We start from the raw sequence: 25,237 nt of genomic DNA, 5'->3' as shown, positions 1-25,237 counted from the left end.
AGACATGGCTAGCCACCCCTCGGCCGACGCCCTCCTCGCCCGCTCCCACCGGCTCGGTTCCGACCCCCGGAACACCAACTACGCCGGCGGGAACGCCTCCGCCAAAGGAACCGCCACCGATCCCGTCACCGGAGGTGATGTGGAACTGATGTGGGTCAAGGGGTCCGGCGGTGATCTCGGGACGCTCAGCGAGGCGGGGCTGGCCGTGCTGCGGCTGGACCGGATGCGGGCGCTCAAGGACGTCTACCCGGGCGTCGGGCGCGAGGACGAGATGGTCGCCGCCTTCGACTACTGCCTGCACGGCAAGGGCGGCGCCGCGCCCTCCATCGACACGGCGATGCACGGGCTGGTGGAGGCCGCGCACGTGGACCACCTCCACCCCGACTCCGGGATCGCGCTGGCCTGCGCGGCGGACGGCGAGAAGCTGACCGCCGAGTGCTTCGGCGACACCGTGGTGTGGGTGCCGTGGCGGCGGCCCGGTTTCCAGCTGGGGCTGGACATCGCGGCCGTGAAGGAGGCCAACCCGCGGGCGATCGGGTGTGTGCTCGGCGGGCACGGCATCACCGCCTGGGGCGACAACTCCGAGGAGTGCGAGCGCAACTCGCTGCACATCATCCGCACCGCCGAGGCCTTCCTCGCCGAGCGCGGGAAGGCCGAGCCGTTCGGCGCGGTGGTCGACGGGTACGAGGCGCTGCCCGAGGCCGAGCGGCGGGAGCGGGCGGCGGCCCTGGCGCCGTACGTCCGCGGCCTGGCCTCCCGGGACCGGCCGCAGGTGGGGCACTTCACCGACGCGGACGTGGTGCTGGACTTCCTCGCCCGTGCCGAGCACCCGCGGCTCGCCGCGCTCGGCACCTCCTGCCCCGACCACTTCCTGCGCACCAAGGTGCGGCCGCTGGTGCTCGACCTGCCGCCGACCGCGCCGCTGGACGAGACCGTCGCCCGGCTCAGGGAACTGCACGCCGCCTACCGCGAGGAGTACGCCGCCTACTACCGGCGGCACGCCGAGCCCGGCTCCCCCGCGATGCGCGGCGCCGATCCGGCGGTCGTGCTGGTGCCGGGTGTCGGCATGTTCAGCTTCGGCAAGGACAAGCAGACCGCCCGGGTGGCCGGCGAGTTCTACGTCAACGCGGTCAACGTGATGCGCGGGGCGGAGGCGGTGTCGGCGTACGCGCCGATCGAGGAGTCGGAGAAGTTCCGCATCGAGTACTGGGCGCTGGAGGAGGCCAAGCTCCAGCGGATGCCGAGGCCCAGGCCGCTGGCGACCCGGGTGGCGCTGGTGACCGGCGCGGGCAGCGGGATCGGGAAGGCGATCGCGCGGCGGCTCGTCGCCGAGGGCGCCTGCGTGGTCGTCGCCGACTTGAACGGCGAGAACGCCGCGGCGGTCGCCGAGGAACTGGGCGGACCGGACAGGGCGGTCGCCGTGACCGTGGACGTGACGGACGAGGAGCGGATCGCCGAGACCTTCCGGGCGGCCGTGCTCGCCTTCGGCGGGGTCGACCTGGTGGTCAACAACGCGGGCGTCTCCGTCTCCAAGCCGCTGCTGGAGACCTCCGCCGAGGACTGGGACCTCCAGCACGACATCATGGCCCGCGGTTCCTTCCTGGTCTCGCGCGAGGCGGCCCGGGTCATGACGGCGCAGGAGATGGGCGGCGACATCGTCTACATCGCCTCCAAGAACGCCGTCTTCGCGGGCCCCAACAACATCGCCTACTCCGCGACCAAGGCCGACCAGGCCCACCAGGTGCGCCTCCTCGCCGCCGAGCTGGGCGAGCACGGCATCCGGGTGAACGGGGTCAACCCGGACGGTGTGGTGCGTGGTTCGGGCATCTTCGCGGGCGGCTGGGGTGCCCAGCGGGCGGCCGTGTACGGGGTGCCGGAGGAGAAGCTGGGCGAGTTCTACGCGCAGCGGACGCTGTTGAAGCGGGAGGTGCTGCCCGAGCACGTCGCCAACGCCGTGTTCGCGCTGACCGGCGGCGACCTGACCCACACCACCGGCCTGCACGTCCCGGTCGACGCCGGCGTCGCCGCCGCGTTCCTGCGATGAGCGGCGGCACGCGCCTCAGGTCGTACGCCGCGGTCGACCTCGGCGCGTCCAGCGGGCGCGTCATGGCCGGCCGCGTGGACCCCGACCGGCTGGAGCTGGCCGAGGCGCACCGCTTCCCCAACCGGCCGGTCCGTACGCCGGAGGGGCTGCGCTGGGACGTCCTGGCGCTGTACGCCGGTGTGCTGGACGGGCTGCGGGCGGCCGGACCGGTGGACTCGGTGGGCGTGGACAGCTGGGCCGTCGACCACGGCCTGCTGGACGTCGACGGGGCACTGCTCGGCAACCCGGTGCACTACCGCGACGCCCGCACCGAGGGCGTTGCGGAGAAGGTGTGGGCCACGCTGCCCGCCGGGGAGCTGTACGCGGCGACCGGGTTGCAGTACGCGCCCTTCAACACCCTGTACCAGCTCGTCGCCGCGCGGGACACCGCCCAGTTCGCGCAGGCCCGGCGGCTGCTGCTGATCCCGGACCTGCTGACGTACTGGCTGACCGGCGAGCAGGGCACGGAGCTGACCAACGCGTCCACCACCCAGCTGATCGACCCCCGCACCCGTGACTGGTCGCAGGACGTCGCCGGCCGGCTCGGGATCGACCTGGCGCTCTTCGCGCCGCTGCGTCAACCGGGCGATCCGGCGGGTGTGCTGACGCCCCGGGTGCTGGAGGAGACGGGGCTGGCCGGTCCTGTGCCGGTGACGGCGGTCGGTTCGCACGACACCGCGTCCGCGGTGGCCGCCGTGCCGGCCTCGGGCGAGCGGTTCGCGTACATCTGCACCGGGACCTGGTCGCTGGCCGGTCTGGAGCTGACCGCGCCGGTGCTGACGGAGGAGAGCCGCGCCGCCAACTTCACCAACGAACTGGGGCTCGACGGCACGGTCCGTTACCTGCGCAACATCATGGGGCTGTGGCTGCTCCAGGAGTGCGTACGGGCCTGGGGCGAGCCGGATCTGGGTGAGCTGCTGCTCGCGGCGGCGCGAGTGCCGGCGCTGCGGTCGGTGGTGGACGCGGGTGACGCCTCTTTCCTCGCGCCGGGGCGGATGCCGGAGCGGATCGCCGAAGCGTGCCGCGCCTCGGGGCAGCCGGTGCCCGAGACGCCCGCCGAGGTGACCCGCTGCATCCTCGACTCGCTGGCGCTGGCCCACCGCGGGGCCGTCGAGGACGCCCAGCGGCTCGCGGGGCATCCGGTGGACGTCGTGCACGTCGTCGGCGGCGGCACCCGCAACGCGCTGCTGTGCCAGCTGACCGCCGACGCCTGCGGGCTGCCCGTGGTGGCGGGGCCGACCGAGGCCGCCGCGCTCGGCAACGTCCTGGTGCAGGCCCGCACCCACGGGCTGGTCGGCGACCTCGCGGACATGCGCCGGCTACTGGTGCGCACCCAGTCGCTGACCCGGTACGAGCCCCGGGGCGGCACCGCGCGCTGGCGGGCGGCCGAGGCCCGACTCGCCGACCGGTGAACGGGGTCTCCCCCGGCCCCGCCGTGCCGACTACCCTGCGATTCATCCGATGATCAACAAGTTCCGTCGATCACGTTCCACGGGTCATGTTCCATCGGTCACGTTTCATCGATCACGAGGAGCCGCGATGCGTGTCGCCCTGTTCCTGACCTGCGTCAACGACACGCTCTATCCGGACACCGGCCGTGCCGTCGTCAAGCTGCTGACCAGACTGGGTGTCGAGGTCGACTTCCCGGTGGGCCAGACCTGCTGCGGCCAGGCGCACTACAACACCGGTTACCGGCACGAGGCGGAGCCGCTGGCCCGGCACTTCGCCGAGGTCTTCGAGGAGTACGACGCGGTGGTGACGCCGTCGGGCTCGTGCGGGGCGATGGTGCGGGAGCTGTATCCGCGCATGGGTGAGCGGGCGCGCGCGGAGGGGCGCGGGGACGGCCTCGCGGCGACGCTGGCGCCGGTGGTGCCGAAGACGTACGAGCTGACGGAGTTCCTGGTGGACGTGCTGGGGGTGACGGATGTGGGGGCGTACTACCCGCACACGGTCACCTACCACCCGACCTGCCACGGGCTGCGGGGCCTCGGACTCGGTGACCGGCCGAGGCGGCTGCTGGAGGCGGTGGAGGGGCTGGAGCTGGTCGAGTTGCCGGGCGCGGAGGAGTGCTGCGGCTTCGGCGGCACCTTCGCCGTGAAGAACGCGGACGTGTCGGCGGCGATGGGCGCGGACAAGGTGCGCAACGCCGAGTCGACGGGCGCGGAGGTACTGTGCGCGGCCGACAACTCCTGCCTGATGCACATCGGCGGCACGATGACGCGGCTGCGCACGGACATGCGGCCGGTGCACATCGCGGAGATCCTGGCGAGCACCGAGGAGGCGGTGGCCGTATGAGCGGCACGTATCTGGGGATGCCGGCCTTCCCGGAGGCCGCGCGCACGGCGGTGCGCGACACCACCCTGCGCGGCAACCTGCGCCACGCCACCCGCACCATCCGGGAGAAGCGGGCCCGCGCGGTCGCGGAGCTGGACGACTGGGCGCAGTTGCGCGAGGCCGGCCGGCGCATCAAGGACCACACCCTGCGCCACCTCGACCGGTACCTGGTGCAGGTGGAGGAGGCGGTCACGGCGGCCGGCGGGACCGTGCACTGGGCCGCCGACGCGGACGAGGCCAACGCGATCGTCGCCCGGCTGGTCGAGGAGACCGGCGAGCGGGAGGTGGTCAAGGTCAAGTCGATGGCGACGCAGGAGATCGGTCTCAACGAGGCCCTGGAGGCGGTGGGCATCCACGCCTACGAGACGGATCTCGCCGAGCTGATCGTGCAGTTGGGCAAGGACCGGCCGTCGCACATCCTGGTTCCGGCGATCCACCGCAACCGCGGGGAGATCCGGGACATCTTCCGCTCCGAGATGAGCGAGTGGGGGCGCCCGGCACCGGAGGGCCTGACGGACACGCCCGCCGAACTCGCGGAGGCGGCACGGCTTCACCTGCGGGAGAAGTTCCTGCGGGCCAGAGTCGGTGTCTCCGGCGCGAACTTCGTCGTCGCGGAGACCGGCACGCTCGTCGTCGTGGAGTCCGAGGGCAACGGACGGATGTGCCTCACCCTGCCCGAGACGCTGATCTCGGTCGTCGGCATCGAGAAGATCGTGCCGAGCTGGCAGGACCTGGAGGTCTTCCTCCAGACCCTCCCCCGCTCCTCCACCGCCGAGCGCATGAACCCGTACACGTCCATGTGGACCGGCACCACCGACGAGGACGGCCCCAGCACCTTCCACCTGGTCCTGCTGGACAACGGCCGCACCGACACCCTCGCCGACGAGGTCGGCCGCCAGGCGCTGCGCTGCATCCGCTGCTCCGCCTGCCTGAACGTCTGCCCGGTGTACGAGCGGGCGGGCGGCCACGCCTACGGCTCGGTTTATCCCGGCCCGATCGGCGCCATCCTCAGCCCGCAACTGCGGGGCACGGGCAGCGAGATCGACGCCTCGCTGCCGTACGCGTCCTCGCTGTGCGGCGCCTGCTACGAGGTGTGCCCGGTCGCCATCGACATCCCCGAGGTGCTGGTGCACCTGCGGGAGCGGGTGGTGCAGGGCGGTCCGGCCGTCCGGCGGGGCAACCGGGTCGTCCTCAAACCGGCCAAGGGGCACGCGGCCGAGCGTGCCGCGATGCGGGCGGCGCAGTGGGCGTTCACGCACCCGGGCGCGCTCCGGACCGGGCAGCGGCTGGCGTCCCGGACCAGGCGGCTGCACCCGCGGACGCTTCCCGGACCGGGCCGGGCCTGGAGCGGCACCCGCGATCTCCCCCGGGTGCCCGCGGAACCGTTCCGCGACTGGTGGCAGCGCACGCGCGGTGGGAAGGACGGGGCGAAGTGAGCGGCAGGGAACGGATTCTGGGCCGGGTACGGCGCGCCCTCGCGGACGTGCCGGCCGACGAGGCTCCGATCGTGCGGGACTATCTGCGCGAGCACGGACGGCGGAGCACCGCCGAGACGGTGGAGCTGCTCGCCGAGAACCTGGCGGACTACCGGGCGATCGTGCACCGCTGCACGGCCGAGCGGTTGCCCGAGCTGCTGATGCGGCTCCTGGCGGCGCACGGCTCGCAGAGCGTCGTGGTTCCGCCGGAGCTGCCCCCGTACTGGCTCAAGGCGGTCGACGCGGCCCGCGTCCACGACCGCGCGGCGAACACGCCGCAGGACCTCGACCGGGTCGACAGCGTGGTCACGGGCTGCGCGGTCGCCGTCGCCGAGACCGGCACCATCGTCCTGGACGGCTCCCCCGACCAGGGCCGCCGCCGCATCACCCTCGTCCCCGACCACCACGTCTGCGTCGTACGGGTGCCGGAGCAGGTGGTGTCGTCGGTGCCCCAGGCCCTCGGACGCCTCGACCCCGCGCGCCCGTTGACCTGGATCTCCGGTCCGTCGGCGACCAGTGACATCGAACTGGACCGGGTCGAGGGGGTGCACGGTCCGCGCACGCTGGAGGTGGTGCTGGTGGAGGGGTGAAGGTGTCACTGAGTACACCTGCCGATACGGGCTCTGCGCCCAGTGTGCCGCGGGTCCGCGCTCCGTAGCGTCGTCGGCGAGGCACCGCACAGGGCGTGCCGCACGGAAGGTGATGACGATGTTCCGCACCGGCGCACGAGGCAACCACGACCCGGGCCCCGCCCCCGAGGCGCTCCGCCTCGTCAAGGTCACCAGGACCTACGGCACCGCCGAGAACGCGGTGACCGCGCTGGACGGGGTGACGCTGAGCCTGGGGCGTGGCACGTTCACCGCGGTGATGGGCCCGTCGGGTTCGGGCAAGTCCACGTTGCTTCAGTGTGCGGCGGGGCTCGACCGGCCGGACAGCGGCATCGTGTGGGTGGACGGCACCGAGCTGACGGGCGGCACCGAGGCGGAGCTGACCAGGTTCCGGCGCGGCCGGGTCGGGTTCGTGTTCCAGCAGTACAACCTGCTGGAGACGCTCACCGTCGCGCAGAACACGGTGCTGCCGCTGAAGCTGGCCGGGCGCCGCGTCGACCGGAAGCGGGCGCGGGAGGTCCTGGCCGCGGTCGGTCTCGGGGACCGGCTCGGGCACCGCCCCGACCAGCTCTCCGGGGGGCAGCGGCAGCGGGTGGCGATCGCCCGCGCGCTGGTGACCGAGCCCCGGGTGATCTTCGCGGACGAGCCGACGGGCGCGCTGGACACGCGCAGCGCGCGACAGGTGATGCTGCTGTTGCAGGAGGCGGTGCGGGTGCGCGACCGGACCGTGGTGATGGTGACCCACGACCCGGTCGCCGCCTCGTACGCCGACTCGGTCGTCTTCCTCGCCGACGGACGGCTCGCGGGGCGGATGGACCACCCGACGCCGGACGCGGTCGCGGAGCGGCTGGCGCACCTGGGCGACGACGTGCCGGCGGGGGTGTGAGCGGTGTTCGTACTGGCCCTGCGGTCGATCCGGCGACGCCCCGGACGGTTCCTCGCGACGCTGCTGTCCGCCTTCCTCGGCGCGGCGGTCATCATGATGTTCAACTCGATGCACGACACGGCCGGGCAGGGCGGGGTGGATCCGGTCAGCTCGGAGACGCTGGGCACGGCGGCCGGGGTCGTCGGTGGGTACGGGACGCTGCTGGTGTTCTTCGCGGTGGCCTCGACCCTGACGGTCAACGTGCGGCAGCGCACCGCCGAACTGGAGCTGCTGCGCTGCTCGGGGGCTACCCCGGCGCAGATCAAGCGGATGGTGGTCGGTGAGGCGGTGGCCGTGGCCCTGGTGGGCTCGGCGCTGGCCGTCGGACCGGCGATGCTCGGCGGGCGGGCGCTGCTGGAGATGTTCCAGGACAGCGGGCAGGTGGCGGAAGCCGTCGAGTACTCCTTCGGGCCGGTCGCGCTGCTGAGCGGCGTGGACATCACGCTGCTCGCGTCGGCGGGCGCCGCGTTCTGGGCGGTGCGGCGGGTGACGCGGCGCGGTCGGGAGCGGGCCGGTGCCAAGCGGTTCCTGGCGTACGCCGCGCTGGCCACCGGTGCCGTCGGCGCCGGTGCCACCTTCCTGTTCTCCGCGACGGACGAGGCGCTGATGGCGCCGCCGGCCTACGGGGCGATCCTGCTGTCGGTGGGCTTCGCGCTGCTGTCGCCGCGGCTGCTGAAGGGCGTGCTCGACCGGTTGCCGCTGAGCGGCGCGAGCCGCTGGCTGGCCGTGCGCAACCTGCGGGAGCGGGCGGATCACCTCGCCGGGATCCTGGTGTCGCTGATCCTGTTCACGGCGGTGTCGACGGCGACGGTCACCGTGCAGGCGGTGGAGAGCGACGCCGTGAAGGCCTCCGGGCTGGTCAAGTCGGTCGACGCCAAGAACCTGGAGACCCTCAACCTCACGGTGGTCGGCATCATCGCGGTGTTCGTCTGCGTGATGCTGGTCAATTCGCTGTACGCGGCGACGACGTACCGCTCCCGGGAGTTCGGGCAGCAGCGGCTCACGGGGGCTACCCCGGGCCAGGTGCTGGGCGTGGTCGGCGTCGAGAGCCTGATCCTGACGCTGACCGGGGCGTTCTTCGGCACGGTGGCGGCGTTGGCCGGGATCGTGCCGTTCACGGTCGTGCGGACCGACGCGGTGCTGCCGGAGCAGTTCCCCGGCGTCTGGCTGACGATGGTGTCGGTGTCGGCGGCGGTGACGCTCGGGACGAGCCTGGGGACGGCCCGGCGGGTGCTGCGTACGCCGGCGGTCGGGGCGGTGACCCTAGCCGCCTGAGCGGCACATCGAGGAGGGGGTGACCGTCTCGGCGGTCACCCCCTCCTCGCGTGCGCGCTCCTAGTCGGCCTTGGCGTACTCCTTCGCCATGCCGCCCGCGAAGTCGTACACGACGCACTGCGCGTCGCCCACGACCCAGGCGTCGTGGCCGGGCGAGCAGACGAACACGTCGCCGGGGCCCACCTCGCTCTCGGTGCCGTCGTCCATGCGGACGTGCATCCGGCCTCCCACCACGTAGCAGTTGTGATGGATCATGCAGCTGTCGGTGCCCGCGATGGGCCCCACGGACTCCGACCAGCGCCAGCCCGGTTCGAAGGTGGCGACGGCGAAGTCGAGTCCTTCCATGTGCACGGCCTCGATGTGCCCCCGGGGGAAATCGCGCCGCTCGTCCGGCTTGTCGAGCGTCTTCGCCTCCAGCATGACGCTCCTCCTTTCCCAGTCCCCACCACCCCATCGTCCGCCTGTCGACTCGGCGCCGCCATCCGGGGAAGTTGACATCCGCGGACCATCTGATCATGCTTCTACTAATGAATTAATGAAAGCATGGAAGGTGACGTGGTCGAGTACCGGATCGATCGACGCGGCGGCGTGCCCGCCTACGTACAGATCGTGCGGCAGACCGAGCAGGCGCTCCGGATGGGCGTGCTGCGGGTCGGGGACAAGCTCCCGACGGCCAAGGAGGTCGTCGCCGCCACCGCCATCAACCCCAACACCGTGTTCCGGGCCTATCGCGACCTGGAGCAGGCCGGTCTGGTGCGGTCGCGGCGCGGGCTCGGCACTTTCGTGACGCGGTCGCTGGCGCGGCCCGGCGCGGAGGACGACTCGCCGCTGCGCACGGACCTCGCCGAGTGGGTCGCACGGGCCCGGTCGGCCGGGCTGGAGCGGGACGACGTGCTCGCCCTGGTCACGGCGGCGCTGGACGCGCACGAGCCGGACGGGCCCGGGCGACACGGGCACGGACCGCACGAGAACGAACCGCGCGAGCGGCACGAGCAGGACCCGGGTGACCGGGGACGGAGACAGGAGGACGCATGACCGGGCCGGACGAGCCCGCCGCGCTGCACGCCACGGACCTCGGGTTCCGCTACCGGGCACGCGGCGACTGGGCCCTGCGGGACTGCGGATTCACGGTGCCCCGCGGCCGGATCACCGCGCTGGTGGGCCGCAACGGCGCGGGCAAGAGCACCCTGCTGCACCTGGCCGGCGGCCTGCTGCGGCCCACCCACGGAGAGATCCGGGCCCTGGGTGCCGCGCCGGATTCCGCCCCGGCCCGCACCCGGGTCGCCCTGCTCACCCAGGACAAGCCGCTCTACCCGCGCTTCACGGTGGCCGACACCCTGCGCATGGGCGGCAAGCTGAACGCCGTCTGGGACCGGACGGTCGCCGAGCGGGTCGTGGGCGAGGGCGGCATCCCCCTCACGGCCCGCGTGGGCGAGCTGTCACCGGGCCGGCGCACCCGGGTGGCGCTCGCCCTGGCCCTCGGCAAGCGGCCTGAGCTGCTGCTCCTGGACGAGCCCCTCGCCGACCTCGACCCGGTGGTGCGCGAGGAGATCATGGCGATCCTGATGGCCGAGGCGGCCGAGCGCGAGGTGAGCATCGTGCTGTCCTCGCACGTCCTGCCCGACCTGGAGCAGACCTGCGACCGGGTACTGCTGCTGCGGGCCGGCCGGGTCGCGCTGGACGAGGACACCGACGCGCTCCGCGAGGGCCACGCCCTGGTCACCGGACACGCCGACGAGGCACCCGGACTGCGGCGCCACGAAGTGGTGCGGCAACGCACGCACGGACGGCAGCTGACCGCGCTGATACGCCCCCGGGGCCCGCTCGGCGGCGACTGGCACGTCGAGCGGCCCGGCCTGGAGGAGATCCTCCTCGGTCACCTGCGCTCCGGCGCCGAGAGCAGCGAGGAGGCGGCGTGAAGGGCACGCTGTGGCTGGCCTGGCGCCAGCAGCGGGTGCTGGTCGGCTGCGGCGCGGCCGTCCTGGTCGTCGTCGCCGCGCTCGCCGCGTACTTCCGCTCGGGCATGCTGGACAACCTGCACAGCGGGCTGTTCGACCACTGCGATCCCGGCCCGCTGTTCTGCAGCCGGCCCGGTGACGGGCTGCCGCAGTTCCTGGACGTCGAACCGCTCAAGCTGCTCGGCGCGCTCAACATCGCCCTGCCCACGCTGATCGGCATGTTCTGGGGCGCACCGCTGCTGGGCCGCGACCGGGAGCTGGGCACCCACCGGATGGTGCTGGCGCAGGGCGTGAGCCGGGCCCAGTGGTTCGCCTCCCGCCTCGCCCTCGCCGCGGTGGCCACCGTGGCGCTCTCCGGATCGCTGGCCCTGCTGTTCCGCTGGTGGTGGGAGCCCGCCGCCAACCACAGCTACGGCGTCTTCTGGTACGAGGCGACCGCGCTCACCGGTTCCGGTCCCGCCACCGTCGCCGCCGCGCTGTGCGGCCTGGCCGTGGGCACCCTCGCCGGGCTGCTGACCCGCCGGGTGCTGTCCGCCATGGCGTGGACGCTGCTGGTCACGGCCGCGGTGACGGCACTGGTGCAGTGGACCCACCGGGCCCGGCTCCTGGTCCCGCCGCACACCTACGTCAGCGACGGGTGGCGGCCCAAGCCGCCCATGGGCGAGAAGTGGTCCACCGGGCACTACGGCCTGATCACGGCGTCCGGCCGCCGGGAGGACGTCCTGAACTGCCCCTACCCGTCCGGGCGCGAGCTGAAGGAGTGCATGACGCAGCACGGCTACGTCGCACGCTTCTACGAGGCGAACCCCGCAGGCGACTACTGGGCGTTCCAGTGGACCGACACGGCGCTCCTCGGCGGCCTCGCGCTCGCACTCGCCCTCGTCACGGTCCTGTTGCTGCGCCGCCGGATCTGACACCCTCTGCGGCACCTCCCGCACCGTCCCCCAACCCCTCACCCGGAGGTCGAACCGTCATGCCCAAGGACGCCAAGTCCCCGAAGAAACTGCGCAGCAACCGCGCCGCGCTCACCCACAAGGTCGGCTACGCGCTGCGCCACCCCGACCGTGTGGGCCCGTACGTGCGCCGGGCCGGGCGGGACGCGTGGCTGCGGCTCAAGCACCCGGACCACGTCGGCTACTACCGGGCGGTGATGGCCTCCGACGCCCGCCGCAGCCCCGAGGCGGCGGTCGGCAGCCGGACCCACGACCGCTGGCTGGCGCTGGGACAGATGCAGTTCGACTACCTGATCGAGCACGGACTGCGCCCGGAGCACCGCATGCTCGACATCGGCTGCGGCAACCTGCGCGGCGGCCGGCACTTCATCGACCACCTCGACACCGGGCACTACTACGGCATCGACATCTCGCCGGACATACTGATCGCCGCGAAGCAGACGCTGACCGAGCACGGTCTCCAGGCCAAGCTGCCCCACCTGACCATCACCGGCGACCTGAAGCTGGAGTTCCTGCCGGACGACCACTTCGACGTCGTCCACGCGCACAGCGTCTTCTCGCACTCGCCGCTCAGCGTCATCGACGAGTGCCTCCGGCACGTCGGCCGCGTCCTGACCGGCACGGGTTTCTTCGACTTCACCTTCGACCGCACCGAGGGCACGGAACACCAGGTGCTGCGCGAGGACTTCTACTACCGCACCGACACGCTGCTCACGCTGGCGGCCCAGCACAACCTGCACGCGCGGTTCATGGAGGACTGGGAGAAGCGGCCGCACGGCCAGTCCAAGATCCGGGTCAGCCGCTCGCCGCTGCCGTCCTGACCTCCGGCCCGCGCCCCGGGTCTCAGGGGCGCGGGTTCACCCGCCGCCAGCCCGGCCGGTCGCCCGCTGCCCGGCGACCGGCCGCCGCCGCACAGCGCGGGCAGACCCGGCGGACGGCGTCGGCCGCGCCGCCGGACTCGGGCAGGACGTCGCTCCAGCCGACGCCCGGGAACCGGGACAGCCGCGAGCGGTGCAGGGACAGCCCGCACACCGTCTGGTTCGTGCCCTGCTCCCACGCGTGCACCTCGCCGGCAGGCAGCCGGCGGTTGTCCTCCTCGTCCCACCAGCGGCCGGAGGCCGCCACCTCGTAGCGCCTGGTCCTGGCCATCCGCTCCGCCCACCGCCTTCCTCTCCCGTGCCCCTTGCCACCCGCTTCCGGGTGCCCCCGGGGCCGGGCGTCCACACGCGCGTACGCCCTCCTGTGTGATCACTCCGCAAGCCCTTCCGGTTTCGGGCGTTTTGTCTGCTTAGCATGCGGGGTCCGCGCATCCCGGGCAGGACGCCCGCCCCGTACGAGAGGACACCAGATGGCGCCCACGGGCCGTCACCGCCGACCGGCCGAGCACGCCTTCTCCCCGCACGACGCCGTGCTGGGCACCGCCGCGCGCCACCTGGCCCGCCGGCGTTTCCTCACCGTCACCGCGGCCGCCGCCGCGCTCGCCTTCTCCACCAACATCCCGGCCCGCGGCGCGGTGGCCGCACCCCAGCGCGCCGCCCGGATCCCCAAGGACCCGTTCACGCTCGGCGTCGCCTCCGGTGATCCGCTGCCGGACTCGGTGCTGCTGTGGACCCGGCTCGCGCCCGAGCCGTTCCTGGAGGACGGCGGCATGGGCACGGAGCGGGTCACGGTCGAGTGGGAGGTGGCCCTCGACGAGTACTTCGCGGCCGTCCTGTTCCGTGGCACCGCCGACGCGCACGCCGAGTACAACCACAGCGTGCACGTCGACGTGAAGGGCCTGACGCCGGGCACCGTGTACTACTACCGCTTCCGGGCCGGTGCCTGGATCAGCCCCGCGGGCCGCACCCGCACCGCGCCGCCGGCGGACAGCGCCACCGCCACGCTGAGGCTGGGTGCCGTCGCCTGCCAGGCGTACATGGACGGCTACTACACCGTGCTGCGGCACCTGGCCCAGGACGACGTCGACGTGGTCTTCCACCTCGGCGACTACCTGTACGAGTACGCGGTGAACCCGTCGGGCGGCGAGCGCCGCTACACCGACGTCGTGCTGCCCGACGTCTTCAACCGCGAGACCATGACCCTCGCGGACTACCGGCTGCGCTACTCCCTGTACAAGAGCGACGAGGACCTCAAGGCCGCCCATGCCGCGCACCCCTTCGTGGTCGCCTGGGACGACCACGAGACCGAGAACAACTACGCCGACGACATCCCCGAGAACGGCATCCCTCCGGAGGAGTTCCTGCTGCGGCGGGCCGCCGCCTACCGCGCGTACTGGGAGAACCAGCCGCTGCGCGCCGCCCAGCTGCCCCAGGGCCCCGACGCCCAGCTGTACCGCAGGCTGCACTGGGGCACGCTCGCCCAGTTCGACATCCTCGACACCCGGCAGTACCGCTCCGACCAGGCCTACGACGACCGGCCGCACGCCCCCGGACCGGAGTCGGACGACCCGGCGCGCACCATCACCGGCGCGGCGCAGGAGCAGTGGCTGCTGGACGGCTGGCAGAACTCGACGGCGCTGTGGAACGTGATGCCCCAGCAGGTCTGCTTCTCCCAGCGCAAGTTCGACGTGACCGCCGACGCCGCGCTCTCCATGGACGCCTGGGACGGCTACCGCGCCTCCCGCGACCGGGTGGTCGCCGGGGCGAAGGCCGCCGGGATCGAGAACTGGCTGATCCTCACCGGTGACGTGCACGTGGGGTACGCCCTCGACGTCAAGGACGACTTCGACGACCCGGCGTCGGCCACCGTCGGCACGGAGGTCACCTGCACCTCGGTCGCCAGCGGCCGGGACGGTGTGGAGCAGCCCGCCAACTGGGACCTGTACATGCGGGCCAACCCGCACATGAAGTTCTACAACGGCAAGCGCGGGTACGTCCGCGCCGAACTCGGCCGCCAGGCCACCCGCCTCGACTTCCGGACGGTCTCCGCCATCAGCACGCCCGGTGCTCCCGTCACCACGGCCGCGTCCTTCGTCACCGAGGCCGGCAACCCGGGGCTGACCCCCGCCTGACGCCCGCCCGCGTACTGCACTTGGCACCCGCCGCGTCCCCCATCGCGCGAAAGACGCCCGGTGCGGGCATGGCCGCGGATCCCACCGGCAAGGACTGTGACTTCGCCGGACCCGCACCACGAACCGTGGTCACCCACCGACACCCGCTGTCTCGCACAGCCCTCGAAGGAGGCACATCGCATGGTCGGCAGACATGCCGCGCGCAGCCGCCGCGCCGCCCTCACCGCGCTCGGCGCCCTGGTCCTGACCGCAGTCCCCGCCGCCGCGTCGGCCGCCCCGCCGCCCGGCGCGGACAAACCCCCGGCGCAGGTGCTGCGCGCCATGCAGAGGGACCTGGGGCTGACGCCGGCCCAGGCGTCGGCCAGGCTGGTCAACGAGGCGGAGGCGGGCACCCGCGCGGGCATGCTGCGCAACACGCTGGGCGACCGCTTCGCCGGGGCCTGGGTGAGCGGCGCGACCTCCGCCGAACTGACCGTCGCCACCACCGACGCCGCGGACACGGCCGCCATCGAGGCGCAGGGCGCCGAGGCGGCGGTCGTCGAGAAGGGACTGGCGGAGCTCCGCTCGGTCAAGGAGAAGCTGGACGCCGCCGCCGCGCGCACCGGGACGTACGAGACGCCGGTCTGGTTCGTCGACGTCAGGACCAACCGGGTCGTGGTGCAGGCCACCAGCGAGTCGGCCGCGACGGACTTCACCGAGGCCGCCGGGGTCGCGGGCCAGGACGTCGGCGTCCGGGTCTCGGCCGACCGGCCCCGGGTGTTCAAGGACCTCGTCGGCGGCGACGCCTACTACATCGACGGCCAGGCCCGCTGCTCCATCGGCTTCTCCGTCACCAAGGACCAGCAGCAGGGCTTCGCCACGGCCGGCCACTGCGGCCAGCCGGGCGCGACGACCACCGGCTTCGACGAGACCGACCAGGGCACCTTCGAGGCGTCCACCTTCCCGGGCAAGGACATGGCCTGGGTGGGCGTGAACGCCGACTGGACCGCCACCCCGGACATCAACGGCGAGGGCGGCCAGAAGGTGCAGATCGACGGCTCGGTGGAGGCGCTCGTGGGCGCGTCCGTCTGCCGGTCCGGTTCCACCACGGGATGGCACTGCGGCACGGTCCAGCAGCACGACACGAGCGTCACCTACCCGCAGGGCACCGTCGACGGGCTGACCCAGACCACGGTGTGCGCCGAACCCGGCGACTCCGGCGGCCCCTTCGTCGCGGGAACCCAGGCACAGGGCACCACGTCCGGCGGCTCCGGGGACTGCACGAACGGCGGGACCACCTTCTACCAGCCGATCAATCCGCTGCTCAGCGACTTCGGCCTCACCCTGAAGACCACCTCCGCCGAGGCGGGCACGCCCGCGCCGCAGGACAACGCGGCGGCGGACGCGTGGGCGGCGGGCCGGGTCTACGAGGTCGGGGCCACGGTGTCCCACGCGGGGCTGCGCTACCGGTGCCTGCAGAACCACCAGGCGCAGGGCGTCTGGTCGCCCGAGGCGACGCCGGCCCTGTGGCAGCGGGTCTGACGGAGGGTGAGCCGTCCTGCGGCTCGGGCGCGGGGCCGCCGTGCGAGGCGGCGGCCCCGCGCCCTCGTCATGGTCCGGCGAGGAGCGCGTAGGCGGTGGCGATGAACGGGTCCCGGGCGCGGAAGCGGCGGGTGCAGACCGCGGCCAGGGCCGTGCCGGTGTCGGGCCGGAAGCCGAGGAACGCCTGCTGGCCGAGGGTGGCGCCGCTGTGGAAGTACATCGGCCCGCCGTCGGTGGGGTGGCGGAACCACGCCACCGTGTGCACGTGCCGGTGTCCGAGCCCGCGGCGGAGCACCGGCACGCGTACCGCCCGCAGCGCGCCGGCCACCGGTGAGCGGGCCGGGTCGAGGTGGGCCTCGAGGAAGGTGAGCAGGTCGTGCGGGGTGGACCGGACGGCGCCCGCCGCCTGGAAGCCGCCCGCGTCGAAGGCCGGGACCGGGGTCCGGCCGTCCCTGCGGTGGCCGGTTGCGTCGGTCTTGCCGTCCTCCGCGCGCAGGGCGGTGCCGCTCATGCCGAGGGGGCGCAGGACCTGACCGGTGAGCAGGTCCTCCCAGGTTCTGCCGGTGGTCGCGGCGAGTGCGTGGCCGAGGACGGAGACGCCGTAGTTGGAGTAGTGCCAGCGGGTTCCGGGGCGGTGGCGCGGGCCGTGGCGCAGGAAGGCGCCGGTCAGCCGTTCGGCCGGGTAGCGGGCGTAGGGGTTGGTGCGCCAGGCGGGCAGGGCGCGGGGGACGAAGTCGGCGGGCAGGGCCGGGAGTCCCGAGGTGTGGGTGATGAGGTGGGCGAGGGCGACGGGGTGCGGGCCCACCGGGTGGGCGGGGTCCAGGCAAGTGGCGGCCGGTTCGGCTCCGGTGAGCACGCCACGCCGTATCAGCAGGGTCAGCAGCAGTCCGGTGAGGGTCTTGGAGGCCGAGCCGATCTCGTAGCGCAGGTCCTGGCGGGGGACGTCGGGCGGTGTGGCGGTGCCGCCGCTGTGGAGGGCGCGCCGGCCGTGCCGGGAGACGGCGAAGACGGCGTCGGGCGCGTCGGAGGCGTCGACGGCCTCGGCCAGCCGGTCGCGCAGGGCCGTCTCGTCGGGCGGCCCGTGGGTTACGGCCGGGGGCGGGACGGGCTCGGCCTCGTCATGGGGGTCGCCCGGCCAGGGCGCGCGGCGGGCCGTCATGAGGTGCTGTGCGCCAGCTCGCTGAGGGCGCGGGAGGTGGCCAGTACGGAGGCGTAGGCGGCGACCAGCGTCGGGTGGTAGACCATGTCGAACACCGTGTCGGGGTCGCCCTCGGGCATCGTCCGTACGGCGGGCATCGCGCCGTCGGGCTGCTGCGCGGCGGCGAAGGCCTGCCAGGCGGGTTCGTCCAGGGTGGGCCGGGGCAGGCAGGCGTCCACGACGAGGAGTTCGCCGAGCAGGTCCCAGCGCTCCAGGTCCAGCCAGTCGTCGATCCAGACCGGCAGCCAGGTGGCGAGGTAGTCGGCGACGGTCTCCGGCAGGCCGTCGGACCGCTCGCCCCAGTCGGTGAGGTGGAAGACGGTGTGGGTGATGTCGTAGGCGGTGTGGCCCTCGACCGTCCACGGTTCGGGGGTGCCGGCCAGCCAGGTGGTGCCCACCAGGTCGGCCTCGGGCGGCCGGGCCGGCAGGCCGAAGCGGCGCTGGAAGGCGGACAGGCCCAGGCGCCGGGTCGGGGTCACCGGGAACCGGGTCCAGCTGTCCAGGCGGTGGTTGAGCACGGTGGCCCGCTCGATCTCGGGCTGGCTGTAGCCCAGCTCCTTGAACGGCAGGTACACCTCGAAGGGCACGGGTGAGAACGGTTCGACGCGCTGCCCGCGCACCAGCATGCGGCCGCCGTCCAGCGTGTCCCGCCAGACGTGGTCGAGCAGTTGGCGGGCCAGCTGGGCCTGCCGTGAGCCGGCGACGCCCTCGCGGAAGAGCACCTTGCAGATCAGGGCGAGTTCCCCGATCGGCTTGAAGCGCTCCAGGAAGCCGATCTCGGGGTCCACGTCCGGCTCCAGACGGAAGCCGTCGCGGTGGGCCCAGAGCCACTCCAGGGCGCCCGCTCCGACACGGTGGATCAGTCGGGTGTCCGTCATCCGGGCACTCCTTGTCCGGCGTGGTCCGCGTCGCGCACCGGTGCCGTGGTGAGGGCCGCGGCGAACAGCGCCATCAGGGTGGAGTGGTAGCAGTCGGTGAAGGCGTAGGGATCGTCCCGCCCCGGTGGGGCGGCGTCCTGGAGGGCGCCCTCCTCGGGGACTGCGCCGCAGGCGTGCTGGGCCGCGGTGACGCGGTGCCAGGCGTCCTCCAGGACGGCCGGCTCCGGCGGGTCCGGGAGGCTCGCCGCCACCGCCAGCAGCTCGCAGCTCAGGTCGTACATGCGGGCGTCGAGGCAGGTGTCCAGCCAGGGCGGCAGCCAGTGCCGCAGGTAGTCCGCCAGGTCGGGTGGCACGCCCTGCGGGGTGCGGCCCCACTCGGTGAGGTGGAAGACGACGTGGGTCAGGGCATATCCGGCCGCGCGTTCGAAGGTCCACGGCTCGGGCAGGCCGCCCAGCCAGGTGCGGTCCAGCGCCTGCGGCACCCCGCCGTGCGGGCGCAGGCCGCTGCGCCGTTCGGCCTCGATGACGCCGAGCCGCCGGGTGGGGTACTGCTCGGTCAGCCGCCAGCCCCGGGTGCGGGCCACCACGGCGGCGGACGCCTCGTAGCCGGGGTGGCGGTAGCCGGCCGAGGCGAAGGCCGCGTAGACCTCCAGCGGGTAGGTGGCGAAGGGTTCCAGCGACTGCATCAGCGGGAACATCTCGCCCTCGCGGGTCTGTTGCCAGGCGAAGTCCAGCAGCTCGGCCACCGGCGCGTGCAGCGGGTCCGAGGCCGGGGTGCGGGCGGACACGGACGCGCACACCTGGGCCAGTTCGCCCAGTGGCTTCCAGGTGCGGTTGACCTGGCCGTCCGCCGCGAGCGCGTCCTCGCCGAGCGCGAAGCGGTCGCGGTGGGCCCGCACCCAGTCCAGGGCGGCCTCCTCCACCCGCCGGGCGTTCACAGGAGCACTCCGGCCGGCATCAGCCGCGCCGCCTCCAGCTGGAGGGCCACCCGTGGGTCGCCGCCGCCCATGAGCCGTACGAAGTCGAGGCCGGCGTCGAGGCCGAGGGTGACGGGCACCCCGTCCAGAAGGGTGAGCCAGCGTCCGGCTCCGGCCGCCTGCTGCCAGTCGCGGCGGCGTACCGCCCGTACGAAGCCGCGGGCGACGTCCACCGGGCGGCGGCGTGCGGCGCGCATGACCGCGTTTTCCTCGCCGGGCAGGGCGAGCGGGGCGAGGACGGCGAGTTGATGGGTCAGGTACTGCCAGCCGGCGCCGTCGAGCCAGCCGGCGTCGGGTTCGGCACCCGCCTCGCCGGCGAGCGGGCCGTTCGGGGTCTGTCCCAGCCGGTGCAGGGCCCGGGTCATCGCCCAGTGGCTCCACGCGACGGCCGGGGCCGCGTCGGGGCGCGGCTGATGGGCCGCCACGGCCTCCTGGAACAAGGCGAGTTGGCCGGGTCCGGGCTCAAGTCTCAGCAGGGTGGTGGGCAGCAGCAGGTCCGCGCCCAGGACGCGTACCGCCGCGCGTGCGACGCCGTCGCCCGGTCCGCCTGCCACGAGGGTGCCCCCCGCTCGTACGTGGTCTCCGCTCCGAAGAGCGGAGACCACGTCGGAAGCGAGGTCCAGCACCGTTCCCTGGAGAAGGGCTGACGTGCTCGACTGCTCCATCTCACTGCTCCCGTCGGTCCGTCAACCCTTCTTGGGGCGCGGGGTCGGCGGCGAAAGCAGCAGGGTGGTGCCTCCGGACTGCAGGGCGAGCGCGGCGCACTCGCGGCTGTCGCGGAAGACTCCGTCGGGCTCGGTGGGGTCGAGTGCTGCTTCGATGTCGATGTTCTCGGTGCGGACTTCCTCGAGCACCTTGTCCTTGGAAGGCATTTCACCATCTCCCTCTGGTAGCCAAAGGCCTTCACACCACAGGTGTCCGGGAAGTCACAAAGCATGCCTCTCTTCTCAAAAAACTCAGGAGATAACTTCTTCAACAAATCGGACAGCTGTCGGACGGTACTGTCTCTCTCCCGCTCAGTGCGGGGTGCGCACCACCCGCAGGGTCCGCACCGACGGATCGGCCGCGTCCGGGATGAGCACGCCGTGGTCCGCGCCGCTGCGCAGGTAGTCCAGGACCTCGTCGGTGATGACCTCGCCGGGGGCGACCACGGGCACACCCGGTGGATAGGGGCTGATCATCTCCGCGGAGACGCGCCCGGCGGCCCGTTCGGCGGGCACGTGCTCCACCGGGGCGAAGAACGCCGCGCGCGGCAGCATGGCCTGTTCCAGTTCCAGCGCGGAGGGCTCGGGCAGCCGCACCGGCGGCCTGCGTTCGATGGACCCGGCCCCGTCGACGAGCGCGCGCAGGGCGTCCAGCAGCACCTCCTCCGTCCGGTCGTCGTCGGCGTGGGTGATCGAGGCGCTGATGCGGCAGGTGTCGGAGCCGCCGAGGTCGACGTGGCAGTGGTCGCGCACCCATTCGGTCGCCTGCATGCCGCTGACGCCCAGTTCCCGTACGTCGATCACGATCTTGAGCGGGTCGTAGGCGGCGGCGAGCCCGGCGTCGACGACCTCCTGTCCCATGGGGCGCAGCCCCGGCATGGCGGCGACCGCCGCGCGGACGCGTTCCGCCCGGCCGAGCGCGGTTCCGAGCAGTTCGCGGCCCTGTTCGACCATCTGCCGGCGCCAGCCGTCGAGCGTGGCGAACACCAGGGTGGAGGCGCTGGTGGTGCCCAGCAGGTCCTCGCGCTGTTTGAGCACCTCGGGCGAGACCCGGTCGTACTGGAGGTGGAAGACGGAGCTCTGCTCGATGGCGCCGCCCATCTTGTGGACGCTGGTCACCACCAGGTCGGCCTCGGTGTCCATCCCCCAGGCGGGCAGGCCGGGGTGGAACGGCAGGTGGGCGCCCCAGGCCTCGTCCACGATGAGGGGGATGTCGAACTCGTGGCAGACCCGGGCCACGCCCGCGATGTCGGCGCACGTCCCCCAGTCGGTGGGCGTGATGAGCAACATGCCCTTGGCGTCCGGGTGTTCCGCCAGTTTGCGGCGTACGTCGTCCGGCTCGGGCGGGTGGGCGAGGTGCCGTTCGGCGTCGAACTTCGGGTGCACCCAGATGGGTTCGACGCCGTTGACGACGACGGCCGCGACCACGGCCTTGTGCGCGTTGCGCGAGATCAGCAGCTTCTCGCCGGGGCCGGCCACGGCCAGCATCGCGGTCTTGACCGACAGGGAGCTGCCGCAGGTGGAGAAGAAGGCCTGGTCGGCGCCGACGGCGTCGGCCATGAGTTCCTGCGCCCGGCTCACCACCCCCTGGGACTGGCGGCGGTCGTCCAGCCCGTTGAGGGAGAGCACGTCGGAGCGGAAGACGTCCATGCCGACGATCTCCGCGACCCGCGGGTCGACCCCGCGGCCCTGCTTGTGTCCCGGCGGGCCGTAGGCGATGTCCCCCCGGCGGCGGAAGTCCTGCAGCGCTTCCAGTACGGGCACCCGCGAGTGATCCATCGTTCCTCCCACGTCGGTTCGGGACGCGCCGTCCGGTTCCGTGGTCTACGGCCGCGCGGCGCATGGAACGTATTGCACCCGCCCCGGCGCCGAAACCGGGCGGGTGTCGCCGCACCCGGGCGGTGGAACCCGGGAACGGCACGCATTCGGAGCATCCGACCCGAGGAGGCCGCGTGACCCGCACGCCGGACGACGTCCACGACGACATCCGCCAGGAGGTGGCCGGCCGGGCGGGGGCGCTGTGGGACGTCGCGCTGCGGCTGCACGCCGACCCCGAGTACGCCTTCGCCGAGCACCGGGCGGCGGCCCTGCTCTCCGGCGAGCTGGAACGCGCCGGTTTCGCGGTGGAGCGGGGCGTCGCGGGGATGCCGACCGCGTTCGCGGCGCGCTCGGGCCGGGGCCGTCCCGCGGTGGCGCTGCCGCTGGAGTACGACGCTCTGCCGGGCCTCGGCCACGCCTGCGGCCACAATCTGATCGCGGCGGCGGGTCTGGGGGCGGCGCTGGCTCTCCACGCGGTGCTGGGCGGCTCGGCCGGATGCGTCATGGCCGTGGGCACGCCCGCGGAGGAGGGCGGGGGCGGGAAGGCCCTCGAAGTGGACGCCGGGGTGTTCGACGAGGTGGACGCGGCGCTGATGTTCCACCCCGGGGTGTACGACTGGCGGCGGGCGCCGCTGACCGCGCAGGTGCAGTACCGGGTGGCCTTCCACGGGCGGGCCGCGCACCCGACGGGCAATCCGACCGAGGGCGTCGACGCGCTGGCGGCCCTGGTGGAGCTGTTCAACGTGCTGGGCGCGGTCGGCCGGCGGCTGCCGGAGGCCTCGCACGTGCAGGGCATCGTCACGCACGGAGGAACGGCCACCAACATCGTGCCGGAGTACGCCCAGGGGCTGTTCGGGCTGCGGGCGGCCACCTCGCGGGCGCTGGACGAGCTGACCGGGCAGCTGGGCGAGTGCGCCGAGGGCGTGGCCCGGGCCACGGGCACGCGCGCCGAGGTGGAGCGCGCCACGGTCCGCTACGACCACTTCCGGGACAGCGGGGTGCTGTCCGACCGGTTCGCGGCGCATCTGTCCGGGTCGGGCATCACGCTGACGCCGCCTGTGCCGGGCGTGTACCTGGGGTCGTCGGACATCGGCAACGTGAGTGTGCGGGTGCCGGCCGTCCACCCGTTCGTGGCGATCATGGGCGAGGAGGGCTCCGACCACACCCCCGAGTTCGCCGAGGCCGCCGCTTCGGAGCGGGCCCGGGAGGTGACCGTCGCCGCGGCCGCCGCCCTGGCCTGCACCGCGGCGGACGTCCTGCTCCGGCCCGGACTGCGCGCCGAGGCCTGGGAGGCCCATCACGCGGCGGCGGCCAGGGAGCGCTGACCCGGCGTCCCGACGCCGTGTCCGACGGCCTCGGGGGCAGCCTGGGCGGGCGACCGGACGACGCGTGTCCCGACGCCGTGGTGCCCAGCACCACGAGGTTGCCGTGGGGCGCGGGCGGCCGCGGAGAGCGGCGTCGGGACGCGAGCAGGACTCACACCCGGCCGGCTCGCGAAGAGGCATCGGGGCGCGAGCACGTCTCACGCCCGGCCGACCCGCACGCACGCGCGCTCGCAGGGCGGTCCCGCCCGTCCCTGGCGTGCAGCGTCATGAGGTCGCCCTCGGGCGCCGGGCAGGTCACGGGGACGCAAGCCAAGGCGCGCCCGGGGGTCATGCCCGGCGCAGGCGCCATACGTGGTCCTCGCGGAAGCCCTCGACGCCCTCGGGGGACGTGCTCGGCCGGCGGACGGTCTCCTTGGTCTCGACGGCCCACTCGTCGTCCGGCAGGGCCAGTTCGGCGAGGACTCCGTCCAGGGTGGGGAAGACGGCGTCGAACGGCGGTTCGGTCTGCCAGGAGGGCCAGCCGGCGTGCAGGACGAGCAGCAGGGTGCCGCCGCGCGCCACGGTCCGCGCGGCGGCGCGCAGGACCGTCTGCTGGTCGAGCTCGACCGGGGACTGCAGGTAGTGGGCGCTCACCAGGTCGAAGGAGCCCTCGGGGAACGACTTGCCCAGCTCGTGGCGTTCCCAGGCGACGCGGTCGCCGACCCCGGCGTCCGCGGCGTGTCCGGCGGCGCGTTCGAGTGCGGTGCCGGAGATGTCCACGCCGGTGACCCGCCAGCCGCGCGAGGCCAGCCACACGGCGTCCGCGCCCTCGCCGCAGCCCAGGTCCAGCGCCGTACCGGGGGCGAGGTCGCCCGCCTCGCGGACCAGCAGGTCGTTGGGGCGGCCGCTCCAGACGCGGTCGGTGTCGCGGTAGCGGGCTTCCCAGAACTCCGCGGCGGGAGCCGTCGCGGGTGTGTCGGTCATGATGCCTCCTGGGCGGACGGGCCGGCTGCCCGGCCGGGCGCGAGACGGTCTCGCGTCCTGCGTGCAGGCTGCACCCGCCGAAGCCGGAACGACAACGATCTTTGCCGTTCCGGCAAGCCGCGCCCGGCGTCAGCGCGACATCGCGTCGACCCCGGGCTTCCCGGCGTCCGTGCGCATCCACACCGTCCGCTGCGGGAAGGGGATGTCGATGCCCGCCTCGTCCAGGGCGTCCTTCACCCGGCGGCGCAGCTCGCGGGTGACGCCCCACTGCTGGAGCGGCACGGTCTTGACCGCGAGCCGCACGAGGACACCGTCGGCGTCCAGGGACTGCACGCCCCACACCGCCGGGTCCTCGAGCAGCACGTCCGCGAAGTCCGGGTCCTGGCGCAGGGCTCGGCCGGTGTCCTCCAGGACGCGGTGGACCGTGTCGAGGTCGGCGTCGTAGGCCACGGCGACGTCCAGGACGGCACGCGCCCATTCCTGGCTGTCGTTGCGGACGCGCAGGATCTCGCCGTTGCGGATGTGCCACAGGCCGCCGTTGAGGTCGCGGACGTGCGTCAGCCGCAGACCGACGTGCTCCACCTCGCCGACGGCCTCCCCGAGGTCGACCGAGTCGCCGACGCCGTACTGGTCCTCGATCATGATGAGCAGGCCGGACAGGTAGTCCGCGACCAGACTCTGCGCGCCGAAGCCGATCGCGAGACCCACCACGCCGGCGCTGGCCAGCAACGGTCCCAGGGCGATGCCGACCTGTTCGAGCACCATGGCCACGCCGACCATGAAGAGCACGATGGTCACGGCGCTGCTGAGGACGGAGCCGATGGTGCGGGCGCGCTGTTCGCGGCGCTGCCGTGCCCGGGAGCGGTCGCGGTGCAGTACCGCGGCCCCACGGTTCGTGCGCCGGGGCCGGCTGCTCTCGGTCTCGCCGGGCGACGGTTCCAGCACGCGCTGGACGACCCGGGTGATGGCCCGCTTGGCCACCGCGCGCAGCACCAGCAGGACCACGACGATGAGCGCGATGCGCAGCGGGATCCCGATCAGTGCCTCGGTGTGGTCGCCGATCCAGTCCGACCACGAGGCCGCCAACTGCGCGTCCGTACCCGGTCCGGTGGGTGGTGCGGTGTGCGACATCGGCTGAGGTGCTCCGTTCTCGGGGATTGTGTTCGCCGTCGGGCCCCCCTACCCACGGACACCCCGAACATGACGCCCGGCGCACTCATCACCTTTTCCCC

The 25,237-nt window shown here is 73.4% G+C and carries 24 protein-coding genes; 14 read left to right on the top strand and 10 right to left on the bottom strand.

Annotation, left to right across the window (positions count from 1 at the left end; translation table 11 throughout):
• Positions 1 to 4 precede the first annotated feature (4 nt).
• From AMK11_RS18765 to AMK11_RS18735, 7 genes are all read left to right on the top strand, one after another.
• Positions 5 to 2,044: a bifunctional rhamnulose-1-phosphate aldolase/short-chain dehydrogenase gene (locus tag AMK11_RS18765; protein WP_073728554.1), complete on the top strand. Its 2,040-nt coding sequence runs from the start codon at positions 5 to 7 to the stop codon at positions 2,042 to 2,044.
• Complete coding sequence (locus tag AMK11_RS18760; protein WP_073728552.1) at positions 2,041 to 3,495, top strand: rhamnulokinase; 1,455 nt, start codon at positions 2,041 to 2,043, stop codon at positions 3,493 to 3,495. The genes AMK11_RS18765 and AMK11_RS18760 overlap by 4 nt, the downstream gene beginning before the upstream one ends.
• Positions 3,496 to 3,622: 127 nt before the next feature.
• Positions 3,623 to 4,378 carry a (Fe-S)-binding protein gene (locus AMK11_RS18755; protein WP_073728550.1) on the top strand — a complete coding sequence of 252 codons (756 nt, stop codon included), beginning with the start codon at positions 3,623 to 3,625 and terminating at the stop codon, positions 4,376 to 4,378.
• Positions 4,375 to 5,853: a LutB/LldF family L-lactate oxidation iron-sulfur protein gene (locus AMK11_RS18750; protein ID WP_073728548.1), complete on the top strand. Its 1,479-nt coding sequence runs from the start codon at positions 4,375 to 4,377 to the stop codon at positions 5,851 to 5,853. The genes AMK11_RS18755 and AMK11_RS18750 overlap by 4 nt, the downstream gene beginning before the upstream one ends.
• On the top strand, positions 5,850 to 6,482 hold the full coding sequence (locus AMK11_RS18745; protein ID WP_073728546.1) for a LutC/YkgG family protein: 633 nt from the start codon (positions 5,850 to 5,852) through the stop codon (positions 6,480 to 6,482). The genes AMK11_RS18750 and AMK11_RS18745 overlap by 4 nt, the downstream gene beginning before the upstream one ends.
• Before the next feature lie 118 nt (positions 6,483 to 6,600).
• Positions 6,601 to 7,386, top strand: coding sequence for an ABC transporter ATP-binding protein (locus AMK11_RS18740; RefSeq protein ID WP_198941399.1), 786 nt, complete (start codon positions 6,601 to 6,603; stop codon positions 7,384 to 7,386).
• Between the two features lie 3 nt (positions 7,387 to 7,389).
• Positions 7,390 to 8,700, top strand: a complete 1,311-nt coding sequence (locus AMK11_RS18735; protein ID WP_073728542.1) for an ABC transporter permease — start codon at positions 7,390 to 7,392, stop codon at positions 8,698 to 8,700.
• Positions 8,701 to 8,760: 60 nt separating this feature from the next.
• Here AMK11_RS18735 and AMK11_RS18730 read toward each other — a convergent pair whose 3' ends face one another.
• Positions 8,761 to 9,120, bottom strand: coding sequence for a cupin domain-containing protein (locus AMK11_RS18730; RefSeq protein WP_073728541.1), 360 nt, complete (start codon positions 9,118 to 9,120; stop codon positions 8,761 to 8,763).
• Between the two features lie 123 nt (positions 9,121 to 9,243).
• Between AMK11_RS18730 and AMK11_RS18725 the strand changes: the two genes are divergently transcribed.
• Genes AMK11_RS18725 through AMK11_RS18710 form a run of 4 tightly spaced genes read left to right on the top strand, consistent with a single transcriptional unit; the run spans position 9,244 to position 12,432 of the window.
• On the top strand, positions 9,244 to 9,735 hold the full coding sequence (locus AMK11_RS18725; protein ID WP_073728540.1) for a GntR family transcriptional regulator: 492 nt from the start codon (positions 9,244 to 9,246) through the stop codon (positions 9,733 to 9,735).
• Positions 9,732 to 10,619: an ATP-binding cassette domain-containing protein gene (locus AMK11_RS18720; protein ID WP_073728539.1), complete on the top strand. Its 888-nt coding sequence runs from the start codon at positions 9,732 to 9,734 to the stop codon at positions 10,617 to 10,619. The genes AMK11_RS18725 and AMK11_RS18720 overlap by 4 nt, the downstream gene beginning before the upstream one ends.
• Positions 10,616 to 11,572, top strand: coding sequence for a transporter (locus AMK11_RS18715; protein ID WP_073728538.1), 957 nt, complete (start codon positions 10,616 to 10,618; stop codon positions 11,570 to 11,572). Before AMK11_RS18720 ends, AMK11_RS18715 begins: the two co-directional genes overlap by 4 nt.
• Before the next feature lie 59 nt (positions 11,573 to 11,631).
• The gene (locus AMK11_RS18710) at positions 11,632 to 12,432 is read left to right on the top strand and encodes a class I SAM-dependent methyltransferase (protein ID WP_073728537.1); all 801 of its coding nucleotides are present in this window, start codon (positions 11,632 to 11,634) and stop codon (positions 12,430 to 12,432) included.
• A 22-nt stretch (positions 12,433 to 12,454) separates the two neighbouring features.
• Here AMK11_RS18710 and AMK11_RS18705 read toward each other — a convergent pair whose 3' ends face one another.
• On the bottom strand, positions 12,455 to 12,760 hold the full coding sequence (locus AMK11_RS18705) for a hypothetical protein (protein ID WP_073728536.1): 306 nt from the start codon (positions 12,758 to 12,760) through the stop codon (positions 12,455 to 12,457).
• Between the two features lie 199 nt (positions 12,761 to 12,959).
• Here AMK11_RS18705 and AMK11_RS18700 point away from each other — a divergent pair, with 199 nt between their 5' ends.
• Together AMK11_RS18700 and AMK11_RS18695 are read left to right on the top strand one after the other, a co-directional pair.
• Positions 12,960 to 14,621: an alkaline phosphatase D family protein gene (locus tag AMK11_RS18700; RefSeq protein WP_073728535.1), complete on the top strand. Its 1,662-nt coding sequence runs from the start codon at positions 12,960 to 12,962 to the stop codon at positions 14,619 to 14,621.
• A gap of 180 nt (positions 14,622 to 14,801) precedes the next feature.
• Positions 14,802 to 16,142 (top strand): alpha-lytic protease prodomain-containing protein, encoded by a 1,341-nt coding sequence (locus AMK11_RS18695; protein ID WP_073728534.1) that lies wholly within the window; start codon positions 14,802 to 14,804, stop codon positions 16,140 to 16,142.
• A gap of 67 nt (positions 16,143 to 16,209) precedes the next feature.
• On the opposite strand, the gene AMK11_RS18690 is transcribed toward AMK11_RS18695, so the two are convergent.
• The 6 genes from AMK11_RS18690 to AMK11_RS18665 all read right to left on the bottom strand — a co-directional run bounded on the left by AMK11_RS18690 (position 16,210) and on the right by AMK11_RS18665 (position 21,678).
• On the bottom strand, positions 16,210 to 17,301 hold the full coding sequence (locus tag AMK11_RS18690) for a serine hydrolase domain-containing protein (RefSeq protein ID WP_073728533.1): 1,092 nt from the start codon (positions 17,299 to 17,301) through the stop codon (positions 16,210 to 16,212).
• Complete coding sequence (locus AMK11_RS18685) at positions 17,298 to 18,218, bottom strand: DUF6895 family protein (RefSeq protein WP_073728532.1); 921 nt, start codon at positions 18,216 to 18,218, stop codon at positions 17,298 to 17,300. Before AMK11_RS18685 ends, AMK11_RS18690 begins: the two co-directional genes overlap by 4 nt.
• On the bottom strand, positions 18,215 to 19,156 hold the full coding sequence (locus tag AMK11_RS18680) for a DUF6895 family protein (RefSeq protein ID WP_073728531.1): 942 nt from the start codon (positions 19,154 to 19,156) through the stop codon (positions 18,215 to 18,217). The genes AMK11_RS18685 and AMK11_RS18680 overlap by 4 nt, the downstream gene beginning before the upstream one ends.
• Positions 19,153 to 19,860: a hypothetical protein gene (locus tag AMK11_RS18675; protein ID WP_073728530.1), complete on the bottom strand. Its 708-nt coding sequence runs from the start codon at positions 19,858 to 19,860 to the stop codon at positions 19,153 to 19,155. Before AMK11_RS18675 ends, AMK11_RS18680 begins: the two co-directional genes overlap by 4 nt.
• 21 nt (positions 19,861 to 19,881) lie before the next feature.
• The gene (locus AMK11_RS18670; protein WP_073728529.1) at positions 19,882 to 20,067 is read right to left on the bottom strand and encodes a hypothetical protein; all 186 of its coding nucleotides are present in this window, start codon (positions 20,065 to 20,067) and stop codon (positions 19,882 to 19,884) included.
• Between the two features lie 144 nt (positions 20,068 to 20,211).
• Positions 20,212 to 21,678 carry an aminotransferase class I/II-fold pyridoxal phosphate-dependent enzyme gene (locus AMK11_RS18665; RefSeq protein WP_073728528.1) on the bottom strand — a complete coding sequence of 489 codons (1,467 nt, stop codon included), beginning with the start codon at positions 21,676 to 21,678 and terminating at the stop codon, positions 20,212 to 20,214.
• 173 nt (positions 21,679 to 21,851) lie between these two features.
• Between AMK11_RS18665 and AMK11_RS18660 the strand changes: the two genes are divergently transcribed.
• Complete coding sequence (locus AMK11_RS18660; protein ID WP_073728527.1) at positions 21,852 to 23,042, top strand: amidohydrolase; 1,191 nt, start codon at positions 21,852 to 21,854, stop codon at positions 23,040 to 23,042.
• Positions 23,043 to 23,369: 327 nt separating this feature from the next.
• Here AMK11_RS18660 and AMK11_RS18655 read toward each other — a convergent pair whose 3' ends face one another.
• Positions 23,370 to 24,005, bottom strand: a complete 636-nt coding sequence (locus tag AMK11_RS18655; RefSeq protein WP_073728526.1) for a class I SAM-dependent methyltransferase — start codon at positions 24,003 to 24,005, stop codon at positions 23,370 to 23,372.
• 129 nt (positions 24,006 to 24,134) lie between these two features.
• On the bottom strand, positions 24,135 to 25,136 hold the full coding sequence (locus AMK11_RS18650) for a mechanosensitive ion channel family protein (RefSeq protein WP_073728525.1): 1,002 nt from the start codon (positions 25,134 to 25,136) through the stop codon (positions 24,135 to 24,137).
• Positions 25,137 to 25,237: the final 101 nt, after the last annotated feature.

The organism is Streptomyces sp. CB02414, from assembly GCF_001905385.1.
Lineage (GTDB): Bacteria > Actinomycetota > Actinomycetes > Streptomycetales > Streptomycetaceae > Streptomyces.
Note: the sequence above shows the minus strand (reverse complement) of the source record. Positions and strands in the feature narration are given on the sequence as shown.